The sequence below is a fragment of the Lelliottia amnigena genome (assembly GCF_019047465.1).
Lineage (GTDB): Bacteria > Pseudomonadota > Gammaproteobacteria > Enterobacterales > Enterobacteriaceae > Enterobacter > Enterobacter amnigenus.
Genome location: NZ_CP077236.1, coordinates 4,157,268 through 4,173,503, shown reverse-complemented (window position 1 = coordinate 4,173,503; position 16,236 = coordinate 4,157,268). Strand labels below are relative to the sequence as shown.

The following is a 16,236-nucleotide window of genomic DNA, read 5'->3' as shown; positions in this document are numbered from 1 at the left end:
CTTCATCACATCAGGCATGGTTTTTTTGTGAATTGTGGGGGAGTTCCATGTGATTTTTACCAATGGGTATAATTTGTTTATCGGACTTGTTTTGTAATACCAGCCAGGGAACTTGTTCAGCAGGAAGAGGACGAGAAAAATAATATCCTTGCAGATAATCACACCCCAGATTCGCCAGTATCTGCTGCTGTTCAGCAGTTTCAATACCTTCCGCAACCACGACCATATCCATGGTGCGGGCCACGTTGATTATTGTTTCGACAATTTTCTGGCTTTTATTGTTATCCAGCATGCTATCGATAAACGTTTTATCAATTTTCAACTCTTTAGCAGGAAGCACGTTTAACATGAGCAGGTTAGAATACCCCGTGCCGAAATCGTCGATAGAGACTGTAACGCCAGCATGACTAAAGGCATTTAACAATTCGACGCTACGTTCAAGATTTTTAAGCGCGGTACTTTCGGTGACTTCAAGAATCAGCCGTGAAGGTTCAAGATTATATTTTTGAATGGTCCCCGTGATTATCTCAAATATATCCTGTTGCTCAAATTGAACAGGGGACAAATTAAATGAAAGCGTCCACTGACCGAAGCCTTGCTCGGACCAGAATCGCAGTTGCCTGCAGGCCTGTTCGATCGCCCAAACGCCAACGGGAATGATTAAACCTGTTTTTTCGAGCGAGGATAAAAAAACCGCAGGCAGAAGCACACCTTGTTCAGGGTGATGCCAGCGAATCAGGGCTTCAAAACCGTGAATCTCGTTAGCGTCGGCAAGATAGGTGGGTTGATACCAAAGCTCAAACTGTTCGCGCTCAAGCGCCTGGGTAAGATCCTGCAGGAATGCGGGTTCCGCCGTGATACTTTTCGACATCTCCGGACGGTAAACTGCCCAACCGTTACGCCCCCCTTGTTTGATGTGGTACATCGCTGCATCGGCCGTAAATTTGAGTTCATGAAGCGTTTCGCCGTGCTGCGGGTAGAGGCTTACGCCGACACTTAAGGTGACATTGATTGCATGGCCACCGATCGCAAAGGGGCGTCGAATCTCATCCAGAAGGGTCATTGAAAGCGTCGTTATCTTTTCGTCATCACAGTCGGGTACAAGCAGGATGAACTCATCACCGCCCAGCCTGGCGAGGGTCATACCCGTTCCCAGCCGGGCAGTAATGCGCTGAGCAACGTTGATTAACAGCTCATCGCCCACCTGATGCCCCCAGGCGTCATTGATTAGCTTGAAATGGTCGATATCAAGAAACATAACGGCAAACTGTTTTTTATTCAGCAACGAGGTGTGAAGACAGTCCTGGAGGCTGATATCCATTTGATGGCGATTGGCAAGGCCCGTCAGAACATCGAACCGTGCCTGCAGCGCCAGCTGAGTATTCAACTGACGCAAATTATCGGTCAGGCGCTGAGTGCGGAAATGAGAGTCCACCAGTGAAATGATGAGCATAATCCCCAGTAAAACCAACGTCGTGGACGACACCCAGATTGAAAGATCCAGTTCGCCTACACCGCCAGACATTGTGTGTACGCCATGCTGAAAGTCGGCCGCGCTCATTCCGGTGTAATGCATCGCGCAGATGGCCACCCCCATCACGATAGCGGCCGCGATACGGTTGATAAACACACCTTTATGTCTGTGGCGTAAGTGGAAAGCGAGCCAGAGTGCGGCACCTGAAGCCACGATTGCAATCAACACCGAAATCAGGACGATGGTCATATTCCAGATAATTTGATCGTGGAACATTAACGCGGCCATCCCGATATAGTGCATAGCAACGACGCCTGCACTCAGTATCAGAGTGGAAAAAAACCATCGTAAAAGAGAAAGGGCATTACCGGGTACCGCAATATGGATAGCGCAGGTGGCGGCCAGTATAGCGACGCCAAGCGAGGCAGCGGTGAGCCAAAAATCATAGCTCATGGCCATCGGCATTTTCATCGACAGCATTCCGATGAAATGCATGGACCAAACGCCAATTCCCAGGGTGATACCGCCAGCCATCTGCCACCAGAACGCCGCTTTCCGGCTTGCACCCGAGATTTTCCCTGCACTGTCTAATGCCACAAATGACGCGATAAAGGCCACCAGAAAAGAGATGGCGATAAGGACAGGGTCCCAGGACACATCCAGCATTATGTCATCCCACGCAAAAAAAAAGTATGAGTTCATTCGGTGCACGAGTCAACACCGCCATGCTTACTTTAACTAATTCCAAGATTAGTTGCTTATCTAAAATCAACAACAAACAGGTTAATATTTTGCACCATAAAAAACCTGCAGAATATATCCTTCTATTTTCATTTTAGCGATGCTACATGATGTTAATGATTAGTTTCATCTGCTCTTAATAAAGCGCTTTTGATTATGAGAGAGTCTGGCTGAAGAATCTTTCGTTATCATCTTAAATAATGCTTCGGCAGCATATTTGGTTTGGGTTGGAATATTTTAAAGGTCATTATCTCGACTTAACGCAAATCAATGACTTCAGCATGCAAATAACAAAACCCACTAAAAATAGGTGGAAAAAGAAAGGGTGAATGCTATAAACATAATACCTCTCCAAAACGCTGCGTGGGATCAATTATGCTGAGAAATATTAGCGTAAGGACTTTTATTATTTACTTTTTGATGGTTGTGCTTTTAATGATTGACGGGTTGGTTTTGGTTTTATCAAAAAGCACAACACTTTTTATTGCAGTTAATATTGTTAATGTTCTTGCGGTTTTGTTGCTTTGGTCGTATATGACAAAATATCTTGTGACTCCCATCAATACGGTGAAAAAAAGTATTGAAGAAGTCACGTCAGGTAACCTCTCTGTTTCCATTCCTGAATTTGGTAATAACTGTGCCGGACGATTAATTCCGGGTATCAATAGTTTATCCAGCAATATCGCCACACTTGTTCGCGAGATCAGGGCATCGTCGCATACCGCGATGACCTTATCTGAGCAGTTGTCAGCCCGTAGCGCCCAACTCTCAGTTAAAACGGAGCAGCAGTCCGCATCACTGATCCAGACCGCCGCCAGCATGGAGCAAATGGCCGCGAGCACCCGCAACAATGCAGACAATACCCGGCTGGCCAGCGAGCGCGCCAATCTCGCGACAGTCCAGGCGCGTAAGGGCGGGGAGTTAATGGGGCAAGTTGCCCACAATATGCAATCCATCACCGAATGTGCCCAGCAAATGACGGAAATCATCACGCTGATTGACGGCATCGCTTTCCAGACAAATATTCTGGCGCTGAACGCGGCGGTAGAGGCCGCCAGAGCGGGCGATCATGGCAAAGGTTTTTCAGTGGTGGCCGGAGAGGTGCGTAATCTTGCGCACCGTAGCGCTGAAGCGGCAAAAAGCATTAAATCGCTGATCGATGTCACCAGCAATAATGTTACTCAGGGTGTGACGGTCGTGTCGGAAGCGGAAAAGAACATGCACGAAATTGTTAACGGTTCCGGGCATGTTAGCAAACTGATGGATGAGATTTCGGCGACGACCGCCGAGCAAGAAAAAGGGATCACGCAAATTACGCAGGCGCTTTCCGAGCTTGAGCGCGTAACTCAGAGCAACGTGGCGATGGTCGATGAGCTATCGGGTTCATCAGATGTGCTGAAAAACCAGGTCATCGAGCTACAGACGCGTACCCGGAACTTCAGACTGGAAGAAAAAGATGAATTTACGGGCCAGGAACGGCAACGTTCTCCCTCAGCAATCTTCCCTCGACGAGCCGAACAAGTGTATTAATTAAGAAAAGCCTGGTTCGCCGGGCTTTTTTACGTTTTGAGAAACAATTTATCAGTAGATTCAGCGCGCTGGCACGCTTAAATGTTGAATAACATTTTGTGACCGCTAGACTGACAACCATGATTGTGAAATGGTGGAGGCGCTGTGGAAGGCATTAAAGGATCCGAAGTTAACGTTCCCGACGCGGTGTTCGCGTGGCTGCTTGACGGTAAGGGTGGGGCGCAACACCTGGAAGATAATGATGTTATCGACAGTGAACATCCTTGCTGGTTACATCTGAACTATACCCATCCTGACAGTGCGCAATGGCTGGCTTCAACCCCGTTGCTTCCTAATAACGTACGTGATGCCCTGGCGGGCGATAGCATGCGTCCTCGGGTGAGCCGTCTTGGCGATGGCACCCTTATTACCCTGCGCTGTATTAATGGCAGTACCGACGAACGCCCCGATCAGCTGGTGGCCATGCGCCTCTATATGGACGAACGCCTGATTGTGTCTACGCGTCAGCGTAAAGTGCTTGCGCTGGATGACGTGGTCAATGATCTGAAAGAAGGTACCGGGCCTGCCGACTGCGGTGGCTGGTTGGTCGATGTGTGCGATGCGCTGACCGATCATGCGAGTGAATTTATCGAAGAGCTGCACGATAAAATTATCGATCTCGAAGATAATTTGCTCGATCAACATATTCCTCCGCGTGGATCTCTGGCGTTGCTGAGAAAACAGCTGATTGTGATGCGTCGCTATATGACGCCGCAGCGCGATGTTTATGCTCGCCTGGCCAGCGAACGTCTGAACTGGATGACCGACGATCAGCGGCGCAGAATGCAGGATATCGCCGATCGCCTGGGCCGAGGTCTGGATGAAATTGACTCCTGTATTGCCCGTACGGCGGTGATGAGCGATGAAATTGCGCAGGTGATGCAGGAATCTTTGTCGCGCCGCACCTACACCATGTCGTTAATGGCAATGGTCTTTTTACCCAGCACATTTTTGACCGGACTCTTTGGCGTCAACTTAGGCGGCATTCCAGGCGGCGGTTATCAGTTCGGCTTTTCGGCTTTTTGCATCATGTTAGTTGTTTTGATCGGGGGTGTTGCGTGGTGGTTGCATCGTAGTAAATGGCTGTAAGTTTACGTTTTTTTCACGCCGGGCATGCTTCAAAACGCTATTTTATTTGAGCAAAGTCAAAAAACGTTTACCCCTTTCGGTGCACTATTACTCCCGCAGGTGAATGCAACGTCAAGCGATGGGCGTTGCGCTCCATATTGTCTTACTTCCTTTTTTGAATTACTGCATAGCACAATTGATTCGTACAATGCCGACTAAATTAGTCGGCTTTTTTTTGCCTGAAGGATCTCAGCGTCTACCCTAAAAGAGTCAAGCCGATAAACTGGAGGGTAACATGAGTGCATTATTAGCCTTGCTCCACGGGCAAACGCCGCCATCCGATTCCATCCCCACTGAACCGGTGCCAATCCCCGATCCTATTCCTCGTCCGCAACCCATGCCGGACCCACCGCCAGATGAAGAACCGATTAAATTGTCGCATCGGTCACGGAGATCTGCGAGGATACGCGCCAAATGACTGTGACTTTTTACCTCGAGACTACATTGTGACCGCTTTTTCTACTCTGAACGTTCTGCCTGCCGCCCAACTCGATAATCTTAACGAGTTGGGTTACCTCGCGATGACCCCTGTACAAGCAGCCGCTCTTCCGGCGATCCTGGAAGGACGTGACGTTCGCGTGCAGGCCAAAACCGGCAGTGGGAAAACGGCCGCATTTGGTCTTGGGCTTTTACAGCAAATTGATGCGGGTTTATTCCAGACTCAATCGCTTGTGCTATGCCCGACGCGTGAGCTAGCCGATCAGGTGGCCGGTGAATTACGCCGTCTGGCGCGCTTTCTGCCGAACACTAAAATTCTGACGCTGTGCGGCGGCCAACCGTTTGGCGCTCAGCGCGATTCGCTCCAGCATCCGCCGCACATTATTGTCGCCACACCAGGGCGTTTACTCGATCATCTGCAAAAAGGCACGGTTTCGTTAGATGCGCTGCAAACGCTGGTGATGGACGAAGCCGATCGCATGCTGGATATGGGCTTTAGCGACGCGATTGACGAAGTGATCCGTTTTGCCCCGGCCACGCGCCAGACGCTGCTTTTTTCTGCCACGTGGCCAGAGGCGATTGCCGCCATCAGCGGACGCGTTCAGCAAAATCCGGTCACTATCGAAATTGATTCGGTTGATGCCTTGCCATCCATTGAACAACAATTCTATGAGACTTCGCAAAAAGGCAAAATTCCGCTGCTGCAAAAGCTGCTGAGTCAGCATCAGCCCGCATCTTGCGTCGTTTTCTGCAACACCAAAAAAGATTGTCAGGCCGTCTGTGAAGCGCTTGAAGAGGCAGGGCAGAGTGCACTGGCATTGCACGGAGACCTGGAACAGCGCGATCGCGATCAGACGTTGATTCGTTTCGCCAACGGCAGCGCGCGAGTATTGGTCGCGACGGATGTTGCCGCGCGCGGTCTGGACATCAAATCACTGGAGCTGGTGGTTAACTTCGAGCTGGCGTGGGATCCGGAAGTGCATGTTCACCGCATTGGGCGTACCGCGCGTGCGGGCAACAGCGGTCTGGCGATCAGCCTCTGCGCACCAGAAGAAGCCCAGCGTGCCAACATTCTGTCAGAAATGCTACAGCTGAAACTGAACTGGATGAGCGCGCCGAATAACGTGGGTATTGTCCCCCTCAAGGCAGAGATGGCGACGCTGTGTATCGATGGCGGCAAAAAAGCCAAAATGCGTCCAGGTGATGTATTAGGCGCGTTGACCGGGGATATGGGCTTTGATGGCGCGGATATCGGCAAAATCGCTGTGCATCCCGCGCATGTCTATGTCGCGGTGCGTCAGTCTGTGGCGAATAAAGTCTGGAAGCAGTTGCAGAACGGTAAAATCAAAGGCAAAACCTGCCGGGTTCGCTTGCTGAAATAAGCCTTAAAAAAGCGTCTCAGATGCGCTATCTGAGACGCCATATGTTACTTCACTTCTACGATATTCAGTCTCATCTCATCAAGCTGTGAATCATCTTCTTCCGGCTGCCAGCCAGCAGGCTGCATCGGGATATCTTCACGGTCAAATGCCAAATCGCCACCCGCTACAACTTCCGAGCCGTGCTGAATGCCTTTGAAATCGAACAGCTCAACATCACTCAGGTGTGAAGGGACGACGTTTTGCATCGCGCTGAACATGGTCTCGATACGTCCAGGATAACGCTTATCCCAGTCGCGAAGCATATCGCCGATCACCTGGCGCTGTAGGTTTGGCTGCGAACCGCACAGGTTACAAGGAATGATCGGATACTCACGCGCTTCGGCAAAACGCTCAATATCTTTCTCACGGCAATACGCCAACGGGCGGATAACAATGTGCTTTCCATCATCGCTCATCAGCTTCGGTGGCATTCCTTTCATCTTGCCGCCGTAGAACATGTTCAGGAACAATGTCTGCAGAATATCGTCGCGGTGATGGCCCAGTGCGATTTTGGTCGCGCCCAGTTCTGTCGCAGTACGATAAAGAATGCCGCGGCGCAGGCGGGAGCAGAGAGAACAGGTCGTTTTGCCTTCCGGAATTTTATCTTTAACGATCCCGTAGGTATTCTCTTCGACGATTTTATATTCCACGCCCTGTTGCTCAAGGTATTCCGGCAGAATGTGCTCAGGGAAGCCTGGCTGTTTCTGGTCCAGATTAACGGCCACCAGAGAAAATTTCACCGGTGCGCTTTGCTGCAGATTGCGCAAAATCTCCAGCATCGTGTAACTGTCTTTACCCCCTGAAAGGCAAACCATGATGCGGTCACCTTCTTCAATCATATTGAAGTCAGCAATCGCCTGGCCCACGTTGCGGCGCAGACGCTTCTGTAACTTATTCAGGTTGTATTGCTCTTTCTTTGTATTTGATTGATTTTCTTGCATTTATTACTACCTTCGGAGCCAGTAGGGGCATAATAGGGGCAAAAATTTTTCAGCGTGCTAGCTTATCGTTAAGCATCAGCACCTGTTCGCCATTCATTTCTTCAATCCACGCACCGTAGACTTCATAAACCATTTGCGCGTTTTCATGCCCCATCTGGCTGGCTATGAAAGACGGGTTAGCGCCGGCAGATAAAAGCCAGCAGGCAAAAGTATGCCGCGTATGGTACGGATTCCGGCGGCGAATACCAGCACGTTTTACAGCTGCGTTGAATCTCGCACCGATGCTCGATAAAGAGTAGTAGGCTTTCTGTTCTCCTTTGCGCATCCGGGGTATGAAAACGAATCGCAGGCTTTGATGTTCCACTGCGCCATACTCGCGATGATTAAAGACAATTTCGGTTTTAGGCTGTAGCGCTGTCAGCTTGCGCTGTGCTTTCAAGGCTTCAAGTGCCGGCTCTAGTAGGGTGATAACCCGGTTACCTGCTTCGGTTTTTGGTGGGCCGAACATGCCCAACGCATTAAGATTGCGCTGTATATGAGCCGTACCTTTTTCCCAGTCGATATCTTCCCAGGCAAGAGCTGCAAGCTCCCCATGACGGACACCGGTATAAACTGCGAACGTCCACATATTGAGGCTCTGGCCACGCTCGGATTCCGCAAGCAAACTAAACTCCTGCTTCGTTAAAGGATCCGGTTTTACTTTCCCTTTGTGTAGTTTCTTGATCCCTTCAAAGGGCTTGCCACTGATAAAGCCAGATTTGTATGCAAACCGAAGCAGGGAGCACAGTAGCGATATATAGTTGTTCACGGTACGCACAGTGCGTCCCTGTTTGTTGCTTCTGGGATTTGCCAGGTAAAGTGTCTCACCGTTCAACAGTTCCTTCCTGTATTTCAGAATGTCACTGTGGCGTATAGTTGAAACAGGCGTATCTCCGTTGATGATGTGCATTAACGTACCGAGTTGTGAGCGCGTCTTACGCATCGTGTTCGCGCTAATTTCTGTTTCTTTAATGTTCGTCCACAGTTCACACAGCTCTGAAAAGGTTTGAACTGAAACAGTGGTTACGGTTTTTTTTGCTCTGGAAGATGAAGGAAAGCGCTGGTGGTAATCAAACTCTCCAAGGTTGATCTCGCTAACGATCACAGCCCGAAGATTCCCGGCTTTTTTGATGTTCGCCGGGGTGTTAATCCAACCTTTGAGAATTTCGCGGCAACGCTTTCCCCGGTACATAAACCAGATACAAATCTTATTGTTTCTGATTTCAACACCTGTAGGCAAAGCTTCCATCTTACGCATCCCTTATTAACTGATTAATTCTCGGATAGTTATACCAGGTTGTGCCGCGCAAGGTTTTTTCCCCAGAAGGCGATATCCGTTTAAAATGGACACCTTCCACCCAGCAACCCTGACGATACTTCTCAATCTGTCGTTGGGTCAGGCCTGTTTTTTCTGTGAGCCTTGCGCCAACAACCCATTCTTCGTTAAAAATTACCTGCGACATGGTTCACCTCAGGTAACCGGCATGAGTATAGATATGCCGGTCTTTAGTCGTTGATATTTCAGTTTCAGTTTGCTTGGCCGGGCTGGGAACGTAGCCGGCGCATGCCAGTCATTGCTGTAGCTACATAGCTCGCCTTACGATTCACCACTTCAACCCAAACTTTCACACCTTCAACTCTCACGGTGTAGGTCTCTTTCATCTTGCTTCGCCCGTAATCGCCGTAACGTTGTTGGTGGGCTGCGAGCGCGATGTCACATGCCTGGCGAGCCAAAGGGGATTGCCTACTACCTCGATTGATCAGTCGCATATTGTCTCCTTTAGGGAGGGTTTCCCCTCCCGATCTCCCTAAGCCACGTATTCCGGTTTCATATCCGCCAGGGTGATGCTGAACTGCTCATGCAGTTCTTCGCCCAGATGACGTTTCGCCGAAGCCAGCACGCGCTCAGCTTCCCCGAACCGCTCAATCGCTTCGGGAGCATCTGATGGCGGCAAGGAATTGATAGCCGCTTCGACTTTGTTTCGTGCATCCACAAGGTAGTAACGCTTCACTGCTTTGTTCTTTAGCTCGGTGAACAGGGCGGAACCCAGCGTTGCTTTTACGCTTTCGATATCAACCCGTAACGCTTTGGCGCTATCAACGTCCTGTGCAGCATCGATGCGGTCGCGAAAATCATCAGCCAGGGTATCGATGTTGGCGGCCGATTCCTGCGCGATGTGAGTGGTTGTTACGTTGTCACCTGAAAGGTCGCTGAGGCTAACTCTTGACGGTGCTGGGTTAATTTCCCTCTCAGCACGCTGCTCAACTTCATCCGGACTATAGACGCCGAGGATCACCTCAGGGCAGTAGAGTCGCGCCCAATACTTAACGGCCAGATATGCGATCTGTTGCTTTGGTGCTGTCTTCCAAAGCGGTGAATTACGTGTGGTGATATCCGCGAGGTAAATAGGCTCACCCCAAGTAATGTCCTCTTCACCGCGGAGAACCGCACCAACTTTGATAAACAGGCCTAATTCATTGCGACCTTCTTTTTGTCCCGCAATCTGCTCCCAATCACCGCCGTATTTATAATGGAAGCGGCCAACGATGGCGCTGGAGCTGGATATAACTGCATTAACTAACTGAGCTTCGTAACCTAGCACGCCGTTCACCAGATGTGTTTTCTGTGCAACTGCGTAGGGGTTCATGCCCCATTGCATTGCCTGCATCACGATTGCCATGCAGTCGGCAGGTTTTCCGGCCAGGTGTTTAGGAACGGTGACGGCGGACTGTGCCATCAGCTCAGCGAACGAGGTTAGTTGACCCAAAGCTTGCACGTTAAACACTGCATTGCTGGCAGAAATGGTGTTGGGTGCCTGCTCAGTCGTAATGATATTGGTGTTTTGCATAGTCAGTTCCTCCATTAAGCCAGACGCAGCGCTTCAAGGCGGCGCAGGTCGAAGTCGTTCAGTTCGTCGGTGTAATCGGCGGTGATCGGTGCTGGCCATTCACCTGTGTCGAAGCCGGTAGCGATAGCGCGCATAGATTTGCGGTACTCAAGCATGCCCAGTTCCAGAAGTTCTGCGGAAGCTTCGATGATGGCGATCCAGTGGTAGTTCTCGTCTTTGTTGACGAAAATCCAGAAGAACTGATCCAGACCTGCGGTCTCGCAGTACATTGCGGCGCTCAAGTGGTAATCACGGTCGATGATTTCGCGGTGAAGTTTGGTGCGAAGTCCTTCCTGCTTAACGTTCCACATGCTGATGGTTTTCAGGTCAGCGCCAATACGCACGCCGTCTATATCGATCTCGAGGTCAGGGCGGACACGCACTTCCAGGCCGGTTTCATCGTCAAAGCCAAAGTAGCTGACTTCAACTGCACGGCTCGGGTGCTGGAGTAGCATGCCAGCGGTCGGGTGGGCCAGAAGGGCCGACTGAATGGCCAGCGCGGTCGCCAGCTGCTGGCGCGTCACTAGAATCTTGTCGCCCGGGTTGTCGCGCCATGCATCCAGGAGTTCGTCGGCAAACACGGCATCCGGCTTAACAGATTTCACCGCCTGAATCAGATCCGCTTTGGTGCCGGACACTTTCAGTGGCGCAGGTTTCTGCGCTTCCTGTGCCACTAGGTCAGGGGCGATGATTGCCAACTGCTCTAGCAGAGCGTCACGGCTGCCACTGGTTTTAACCGGCACGGGCAGGGTGGCGTTGTGCTCTTTGATGCATGCCTTCATTGCCGTTGCCGTCTGCTTCTGATCTGCCTCGATACGCTGGAAGTCAGCCGGCAGCGCCATGTAGCTCTGCGCGGTTTCCTCCAGGCTCGCGCCCAGCGGCAGTTGTGCGGGTAGCGTGGAGTTGTACTCTTCCAGCAGCGCTTTGATATCGTCTGCACTCAGCAAGATTGGAAGACTGGCATTATGCGCATCGATAAACTCACGCAGAGTGCCGGCGGTAGTGAACGCACCTACTGGGATCTCCGGCTCCACGCTGAATTCTTCTTCGAGGTTTTCAGGCTGCAGCGCCAGTGCATGAACCAGGTTACCCATATCCAGTACTTTGGACGGCGCTCGCTGGATAGTCTTGGCGACGTGGCGCGCGTTGAAATACATCAGGCTCACACGGGCATCTTTAACCTGCGTGCTGCTGATCCCGTTCGCTGCGTGATAAACGTTGTTTGGTAAACCTTCATAACGACCCGGTTCGAAGTAGGCAGGGTATTCTGCAGCTGGTTCGTCCCGCTGCACTTCCGGCTCATTTTGTTTCGGTTCTGGCACTTTCTGGTGTGCAGAATCGCTATTCTGGCTGGCTGAATCCGTTATTTGGTTTCCACCTATCGGTTCTTGGTTAGCGAGACTTGGTGCGGCAGCGGCTAGTATCTCTGCCGGCGCTACGGTAACTGCTTGAGTATCATCTGCATCAACGCCTTCGCCTGGTTGTACCGGATCAGTATTTTCGACTTTCTCTGGCTGAGTCGATTCCATCTGCACATCGCTGGTGGTCTCCGTTACGTTTTCCATTTTTACGACTTCATTTGAGGAGGTATTGATGACCGGGTCGTTATTTCCACCCGTCAAACCTTCGATGGAGAACATGCCGCTGCCGAGATTCTCAACCTGTGGCTGTTGTGCTGCCGCTTCAGGTTCTGCCACTGGCGCAGGCAGCGTCAGTAACTCAACTGCGGAATTAAATTCAGTCGTCATCGTCTGGCAAACAAACTCGAGGTGCGCAGCTGGTGTCAGGTGGATATTTTCCGGCGCGATGCGAACCAGGTTGAAGACTGCTGTGCGGTTAACTCCCAGCACGCCCGGCTGATTACGAAGGATATTGCTCCATGATTTCCACGGTTCCTCTTTCTTCGTAACGATATCTTTTGCGCGGCGCAGGATGCTGCCTGGGATCTCAAAGTGGTTGAAGTCCATTGGCAGCAGGGCGCAGGCAATCTCAAGATCGAGGGTGTCGAGTGTATGGTGTGCGCCTTCACCACGATCGGTGACATACCCGCTATCGGCATTCGTACCGGAATCGGTGCGCTGAACATTGCTAATGCGATTGCCAGAGGCCCATTCGCGTACAAGAATGCCGCGGTCAACGTGGTCGGTTGCAAACCAGATGGTGAGGAAATGGATCAATGTTGCTAGTTCGGAACGCTTTTCCTGTGGAAATATGCTTTTAACGGCGTTTACCGCTTTCCAGATGGTGCATTCGTTCGCGGTTTTGAACCCATCTACGTTTTCAGCGGCAAGAAGTAAGTTCTGTACGTAGCTGTTATCCACATCCATGGCCAGTCGTTGAACTTCATTTTTAAATTCGGCATCGATGTGATACGCGTATTCTTTTTCAGCTAGAAATTCCGCCAGTATTTGGATCAGATCGCATACGGTAATCGCCGTGCTTCACCAGAAAAAGCATTTGCTATCGAAGCAGCTACGCAATGTTTTAAGCGGCACGCGCCAGTGCTCAAAGAGAGCTTGGTATTCACCAAACAGCGTAATAGTGCGGCTTAAATTCTTATGGGAGTGCATATGACATTACTGATGTATCAACACAATAACGGATTCGTCTTGGCTCCGATGATAAACCGTTCTCAACCTACTCATTGCCAAAAACAAGATTTGATTCGTGATGCGGTGCGCGCTTGGGCAGCTACAGCGGGCCAAGATGTCGTATCAGCCTACATCGTTGAGGAGTGGAGACGACAGGGGGGAAATAGTATCGAATTTCCAGAAGACATAAGTCGCGCCCGGCAGAAGTTGTTCCGATTCTTAGACAACCGTTTCGACTCCGAACAGTATCGTGAAAATGTTAGTCAAATGACGCCAGCAATCATGGCCGTGCTGCCGACCGAATATCGCACTTATCTAATCGGCGCCGATTGCAAGTTGTCACGACTGGCAAAAGCCGAGAAAGAAGTCGCTGAAGCAAAACAGGCAATTATCCTGGACGCTCCTGAGCATCAGAAGCTGAAAGAGGTAAGCGAAGGTATCGCATCACTATTCCAACTTATGCCAGAGCAAATTGGACCATTGATGGCGATGGTTACATCAATACTGGGGGTCATGTGACGACTTCTAAAATGGCGAAAGCCGGTCTGCGCGAACAGAACCGACTTTCAGGTGCAAAAACTAAGCGTGATTGCGGAGTCGAGTATGTCAAATACCGCTGAAATTATCAATTTTCCCAACAGAACCGAACAACCGGGAGGTCGTATGGCCGACCTGTCGAATGGGTACACCAAGGTAGCTAACGAGATCCAACAGCTCAAACCTCGCCTGAGATTATCTGGTCGAGAATGGCAGTGTTTTGAGGCGGTTATTTGGCTAACCTACGGCTGGAACAAGAAGCAGGACCGCGTCACGAACACGGTGATCGCCGAGCTCACAGGGCTGAGTGATTCGCACGTTTCTGATGCTTTAAAATCACTCGCAGAACGCAAAATTATCTTTAGCAAAAAGCAGGGCGTGATGAAAACTGTCGGTATAAATACTGACCTTTCTGCCTGGATTTTGGACAAACCGAAAACGGGAAAACTCTTCCCGAAATCGGGAGAAGTGTTACCGGAATCGGGAAAAACCTTCCCGGAAACGGTAGACACCCAAGACTATAACAAGAACAGTATTAAAAGATCCTCGTCTCGGAATTCTGAAGAATCCCGAAACCAGAAAACTCAAGAGTTTCTCTCTCGCCACCCTGAAGCTGCCGATGGGATATACACGCCGGCAGGTAAATCATGGGGATCGGCAGACGACCTCAAGGCTAGTCACTGGATTTACGACAAGCTTCTCACCTTAAACGCATCGCTATCTGAGCCAAAATGGGCTGAATGGGCAAACACCATCAGGCTGATGCGTGTCCAGGACAATCGTACTCACTACGAAATCTGTGACCTGTTCCAGTGGGCCAACCGGGACGAGTTCTGGAAAGACAACATTCTGAGCCCTTCGAGTCTGCGTAAGCAGTGGGATCAACTCACTACTAAACGGCTGCGCGCGACCGGAACGGCAAGCGCAACCCGGGCCACTGTCGACCTACATAACACCGACTGGATTGACGGGGTGCTGGAATGAAAAACCTTGCCGAGGGTATTCGCAATTTTGACAAAGAACAGGCATGTCGTGTGGCGCATAACCTGCCGGAGCAATATACCGAGCGTGAACAAACGCAGCAGGTGGCGCAGATTATCAACGGGCTGTTCGTACAGCTGGCAGCCGCGTTTCCGGCAAGCCTGGTTAATCGCAGCCAGGAGGACGTAAACGAAATTCGCAGGCAGTGGGTGCTGGCGTTCAAAGAAAACGGGATCACGACAATGGAACAGGTTGACGCCGGCATGCGTGTAGCTCGCAGCCAGGAGCGCCCATTCCTGCCGTCACCTGGCCAGTTCATCAAGTGGTGTAGGGAAGGGCGCTGCGTACTGGGGATCACCATCGCTGACGTGATGGCTGAATACTGGAAATGGCGCAAGCTTGTGTTCCGATACCCCAGCGGCGAGCAATATCCATGGCCTCAACCGGTTTTTTACCACATCTGTCTTGAGATGCGCCGCCGCGGAACTGATGGGCAGCTCAGCCACATAGAGCTTGAGCGTGAGGCCGGCGATATTCTGTATGGGTGGGAAAAGCGAGTGTTGGCTGGGAAGCCGATCCCACCTGTTCGTCGGTCGCTAGCAGCTCCAGTGGCATCGAAAGGGCCAACTCCGGCGCAGTTGCTAATGGAAGAGTACAAACGCCGCAAAGCGGCAGGTTTAATTAATTAATCGAGTATTGACCAATGACGAAATCCATAACCCAAAAAGAACAGGTGGCAATTTTTGACTGCTACAAACCTAACTGTGCAGTTGGTGACGTTTCCAAGGCGCTTGATAAACATGGCGCCACCGCTGGGAAGTTACTGAGAGAGTTAAGTGATGAAGGGATATTAAACCGAACTCGTAACAGCGTTCAGTTTACTTATTCGGCCGCCCCTGATGCGGATATTCCTGAGGTGGTCCTTCCGTGCATGGTTGAAAAAAAGCGATCCTTTCAGGATGCAGGCTGCCGAGCAAAAAGCGAAGGAGTTTGAGGCAAAGGGCCTGTGGCGACATGCTGCAGCTGTGTATGCGGATATGTTTGGGAGCGGCGGGAGTACTGTTGAAGTTGCCCGTATTGCCAAGCATCGCAAAGACTGCCTGCGGCAGGCGGAGAGGGCGTAGCTGATGCCGAGAAACACATATTGAGCTGATGAGATAATATTGGTGAATCCAGACTAACGATGTCGTAGAGAAGGTTAGGCTGATTCAGCCTAATACAGATAAATATATGCGTATCGCTTGACAGGGGTATAGATGGGCCAACTTTCACGGATAGCACATGGTATTGCCTTCGAACAAAGGCTCAGTTTATAAGGTTGATAATACCTTAAAATCATAGGTAAATGCCGCTTTAAGTCGACATTTTTCTATGCTATGGAAATACGTATAGTAAAGTATTAATGAGTTAATTATATATAAAACTTATGCAATAACTTAAGTATCACTTAAAAATTAACTAGCTCGTTAGAGCGTGTCGTGTCCTTCA

15 protein-coding genes and 1 pseudogene are annotated in these 16,236 nt (G+C 50.5%); 9 read left to right on the top strand and 7 right to left on the bottom strand.

All coding sequences use genetic code 11. The features are described from left to right. Window positions 1–10: 10 nt before the first annotated feature. Window positions 11–2,140, bottom strand: coding sequence for a putative bifunctional diguanylate cyclase/phosphodiesterase (locus I6L74_RS19710; protein WP_059179079.1), 2,130 nt, complete (start codon window positions 2,138–2,140; stop codon window positions 11–13). Between the two features lie 450 nt (window positions 2,141–2,590). On the opposite strand from I6L74_RS19710, the gene I6L74_RS19705 reads away from it, so the two are divergent. The 4 genes from I6L74_RS19705 (at window position 2,591) to dbpA (ending at window position 6,732) form a co-directional block, all read left to right on the top strand. Then, complete coding sequence (locus I6L74_RS19705) at window positions 2,591–3,745, top strand: methyl-accepting chemotaxis protein (RefSeq protein ID WP_059179078.1); 1,155 nt, start codon at window positions 2,591–2,593, stop codon at window positions 3,743–3,745. Between the two features lie 144 nt (window positions 3,746–3,889). Next, a complete protein-coding gene (zntB, locus tag I6L74_RS19700) occupies window positions 3,890–4,873 on the top strand; it encodes a zinc transporter ZntB (protein ID WP_059179077.1) in 984 nt (327 codons plus the stop codon). Between the two features lie 274 nt (window positions 4,874–5,147). Then, window positions 5,148–5,330, top strand: coding sequence for a proline-rich small protein YnaL (gene ynaL / locus I6L74_RS21735; protein ID WP_072241849.1), 183 nt, complete (start codon window positions 5,148–5,150; stop codon window positions 5,328–5,330). Between the two features lie 28 nt (window positions 5,331–5,358). Continuing rightward, window positions 5,359–6,732 carry an ATP-dependent RNA helicase DbpA gene (gene dbpA / locus I6L74_RS19695; protein ID WP_059179076.1) on the top strand — a complete coding sequence of 458 codons (1,374 nt, stop codon included), beginning with the start codon at window positions 5,359–5,361 and terminating at the stop codon, window positions 6,730–6,732. A gap of 44 nt (window positions 6,733–6,776) precedes the next feature. Here dbpA and ttcA read toward each other — a convergent pair whose 3' ends face one another. The 6 genes and pseudogenes from ttcA to I6L74_RS19665 form a co-directional block, all read right to left on the bottom strand. Continuing rightward, window positions 6,777–7,712 (bottom strand): tRNA 2-thiocytidine(32) synthetase TtcA, encoded by a 936-nt coding sequence (ttcA, locus tag I6L74_RS19690; RefSeq protein WP_059179075.1) that lies wholly within the window; start codon window positions 7,710–7,712, stop codon window positions 6,777–6,779. A 49-nt stretch (window positions 7,713–7,761) separates the two neighbouring features. After that, complete coding sequence (locus I6L74_RS19685; RefSeq protein ID WP_059179074.1) at window positions 7,762–9,000, bottom strand: site-specific integrase; 1,239 nt, start codon at window positions 8,998–9,000, stop codon at window positions 7,762–7,764. 1 nt (window position 9,001) lies between these two features. Continuing rightward, a complete protein-coding gene (gene xisR, locus I6L74_RS19680) occupies window positions 9,002–9,214 on the bottom strand; it encodes an excisionase family protein (protein WP_022651304.1) in 213 nt (70 codons plus the stop codon). Window positions 9,215–9,278: 64 nt separating this feature from the next. Continuing rightward, window positions 9,279–9,521 (bottom strand): DUF4060 family protein, encoded by a 243-nt coding sequence (locus I6L74_RS19675; RefSeq protein ID WP_059179073.1) that lies wholly within the window; start codon window positions 9,519–9,521, stop codon window positions 9,279–9,281. A gap of 38 nt (window positions 9,522–9,559) precedes the next feature. After that, window positions 9,560–10,600 carry a RecT family recombinase gene (locus tag I6L74_RS19670; protein WP_059179072.1) on the bottom strand — a complete coding sequence of 347 codons (1,041 nt, stop codon included), beginning with the start codon at window positions 10,598–10,600 and terminating at the stop codon, window positions 9,560–9,562. Window positions 10,601–10,614: 14 nt separating this feature from the next. Beyond that, window positions 10,615–13,050: pseudogene (locus I6L74_RS19665) on the bottom strand (RecE-related exodeoxyribonuclease); the annotation flags it as partial. A gap of 159 nt (window positions 13,051–13,209) precedes the next feature. Here I6L74_RS19665 and I6L74_RS19660 point away from each other — a divergent pair. The 5 genes from I6L74_RS19660 to I6L74_RS21545 all read left to right on the top strand — a co-directional run bounded on the left by I6L74_RS19660 (window position 13,210) and on the right by I6L74_RS21545 (window position 15,872). After that, a complete protein-coding gene (locus I6L74_RS19660; protein WP_059179071.1) occupies window positions 13,210–13,749 on the top strand; it encodes a toxin YdaT domain-containing protein in 540 nt (179 codons plus the stop codon). Window positions 13,750–13,833: 84 nt separating this feature from the next. Next, window positions 13,834–14,751 (top strand): replication protein, encoded by a 918-nt coding sequence (locus I6L74_RS19655; RefSeq protein ID WP_059179070.1) that lies wholly within the window; start codon window positions 13,834–13,836, stop codon window positions 14,749–14,751. Then, a complete protein-coding gene (locus I6L74_RS19650) occupies window positions 14,748–15,437 on the top strand; it encodes a replication protein P (protein ID WP_059179069.1) in 690 nt (229 codons plus the stop codon). Before I6L74_RS19655 ends, I6L74_RS19650 begins: the two co-directional genes overlap by 4 nt. 14 nt (window positions 15,438–15,451) lie before the next feature. After that, window positions 15,452–15,742: a hypothetical protein gene (locus tag I6L74_RS19645; protein WP_243398819.1), complete on the top strand. Its 291-nt coding sequence runs from the start codon at window positions 15,452–15,454 to the stop codon at window positions 15,740–15,742. Beyond that, the gene (locus I6L74_RS21545) at window positions 15,648–15,872 is read left to right on the top strand and encodes a PerC family transcriptional regulator (RefSeq protein WP_367304373.1); all 225 of its coding nucleotides are present in this window, start codon (window positions 15,648–15,650) and stop codon (window positions 15,870–15,872) included. Before I6L74_RS19645 ends, I6L74_RS21545 begins: the two co-directional genes overlap by 95 nt. Window positions 15,873–16,236: the final 364 nt, after the last annotated feature.

Excerpts from the sequence above, each read along its gene's own strand:
- I6L74_RS19710 (WP_059179079.1), bottom strand. The coding sequence starts at position 2,140 with ATGCTGGATGTGTCCTGGGACCCTGTCCTTATCGCCATCTCTTTTCTG.
- I6L74_RS19705 (WP_059179078.1), top strand. The coding sequence starts at position 2,591 with ATGCTGAGAAATATTAGCGTAAGGACTTTTATTATTTACTTTTTGATG.
- ynaL (WP_072241849.1), top strand. The coding sequence starts at position 5,148 with ATGAGTGCATTATTAGCCTTGCTCCACGGGCAAACGCCGCCATCCGAT.
- ttcA (WP_059179075.1), bottom strand. The coding sequence starts at position 7,712 with ATGCAAGAAAATCAATCAAATACAAAGAAAGAGCAATACAACCTGAAT.
- I6L74_RS19685 (WP_059179074.1), bottom strand. The coding sequence starts at position 9,000 with ATGGAAGCTTTGCCTACAGGTGTTGAAATCAGAAACAATAAGATTTGT.
- xisR (WP_022651304.1), bottom strand. The coding sequence starts at position 9,214 with ATGTCGCAGGTAATTTTTAACGAAGAATGGGTTGTTGGCGCAAGGCTC.
- I6L74_RS19675 (WP_059179073.1), bottom strand. The coding sequence starts at position 9,521 with ATGCGACTGATCAATCGAGGTAGTAGGCAATCCCCTTTGGCTCGCCAG.
- I6L74_RS19670 (WP_059179072.1), bottom strand. The coding sequence starts at position 10,600 with ATGCAAAACACCAATATCATTACGACTGAGCAGGCACCCAACACCATT.
- I6L74_RS19660 (WP_059179071.1), top strand. The coding sequence starts at position 13,210 with ATGACATTACTGATGTATCAACACAATAACGGATTCGTCTTGGCTCCG.
- I6L74_RS19655 (WP_059179070.1), top strand. The coding sequence starts at position 13,834 with ATGTCAAATACCGCTGAAATTATCAATTTTCCCAACAGAACCGAACAA.
- I6L74_RS19650 (WP_059179069.1), top strand. The coding sequence starts at position 14,748 with ATGAAAAACCTTGCCGAGGGTATTCGCAATTTTGACAAAGAACAGGCA.
- I6L74_RS19645 (WP_243398819.1), top strand. The coding sequence starts at position 15,452 with ATGACGAAATCCATAACCCAAAAAGAACAGGTGGCAATTTTTGACTGC.
- I6L74_RS21545 (WP_367304373.1), top strand. The coding sequence starts at position 15,648 with ATGCGGATATTCCTGAGGTGGTCCTTCCGTGCATGGTTGAAAAAAAGC.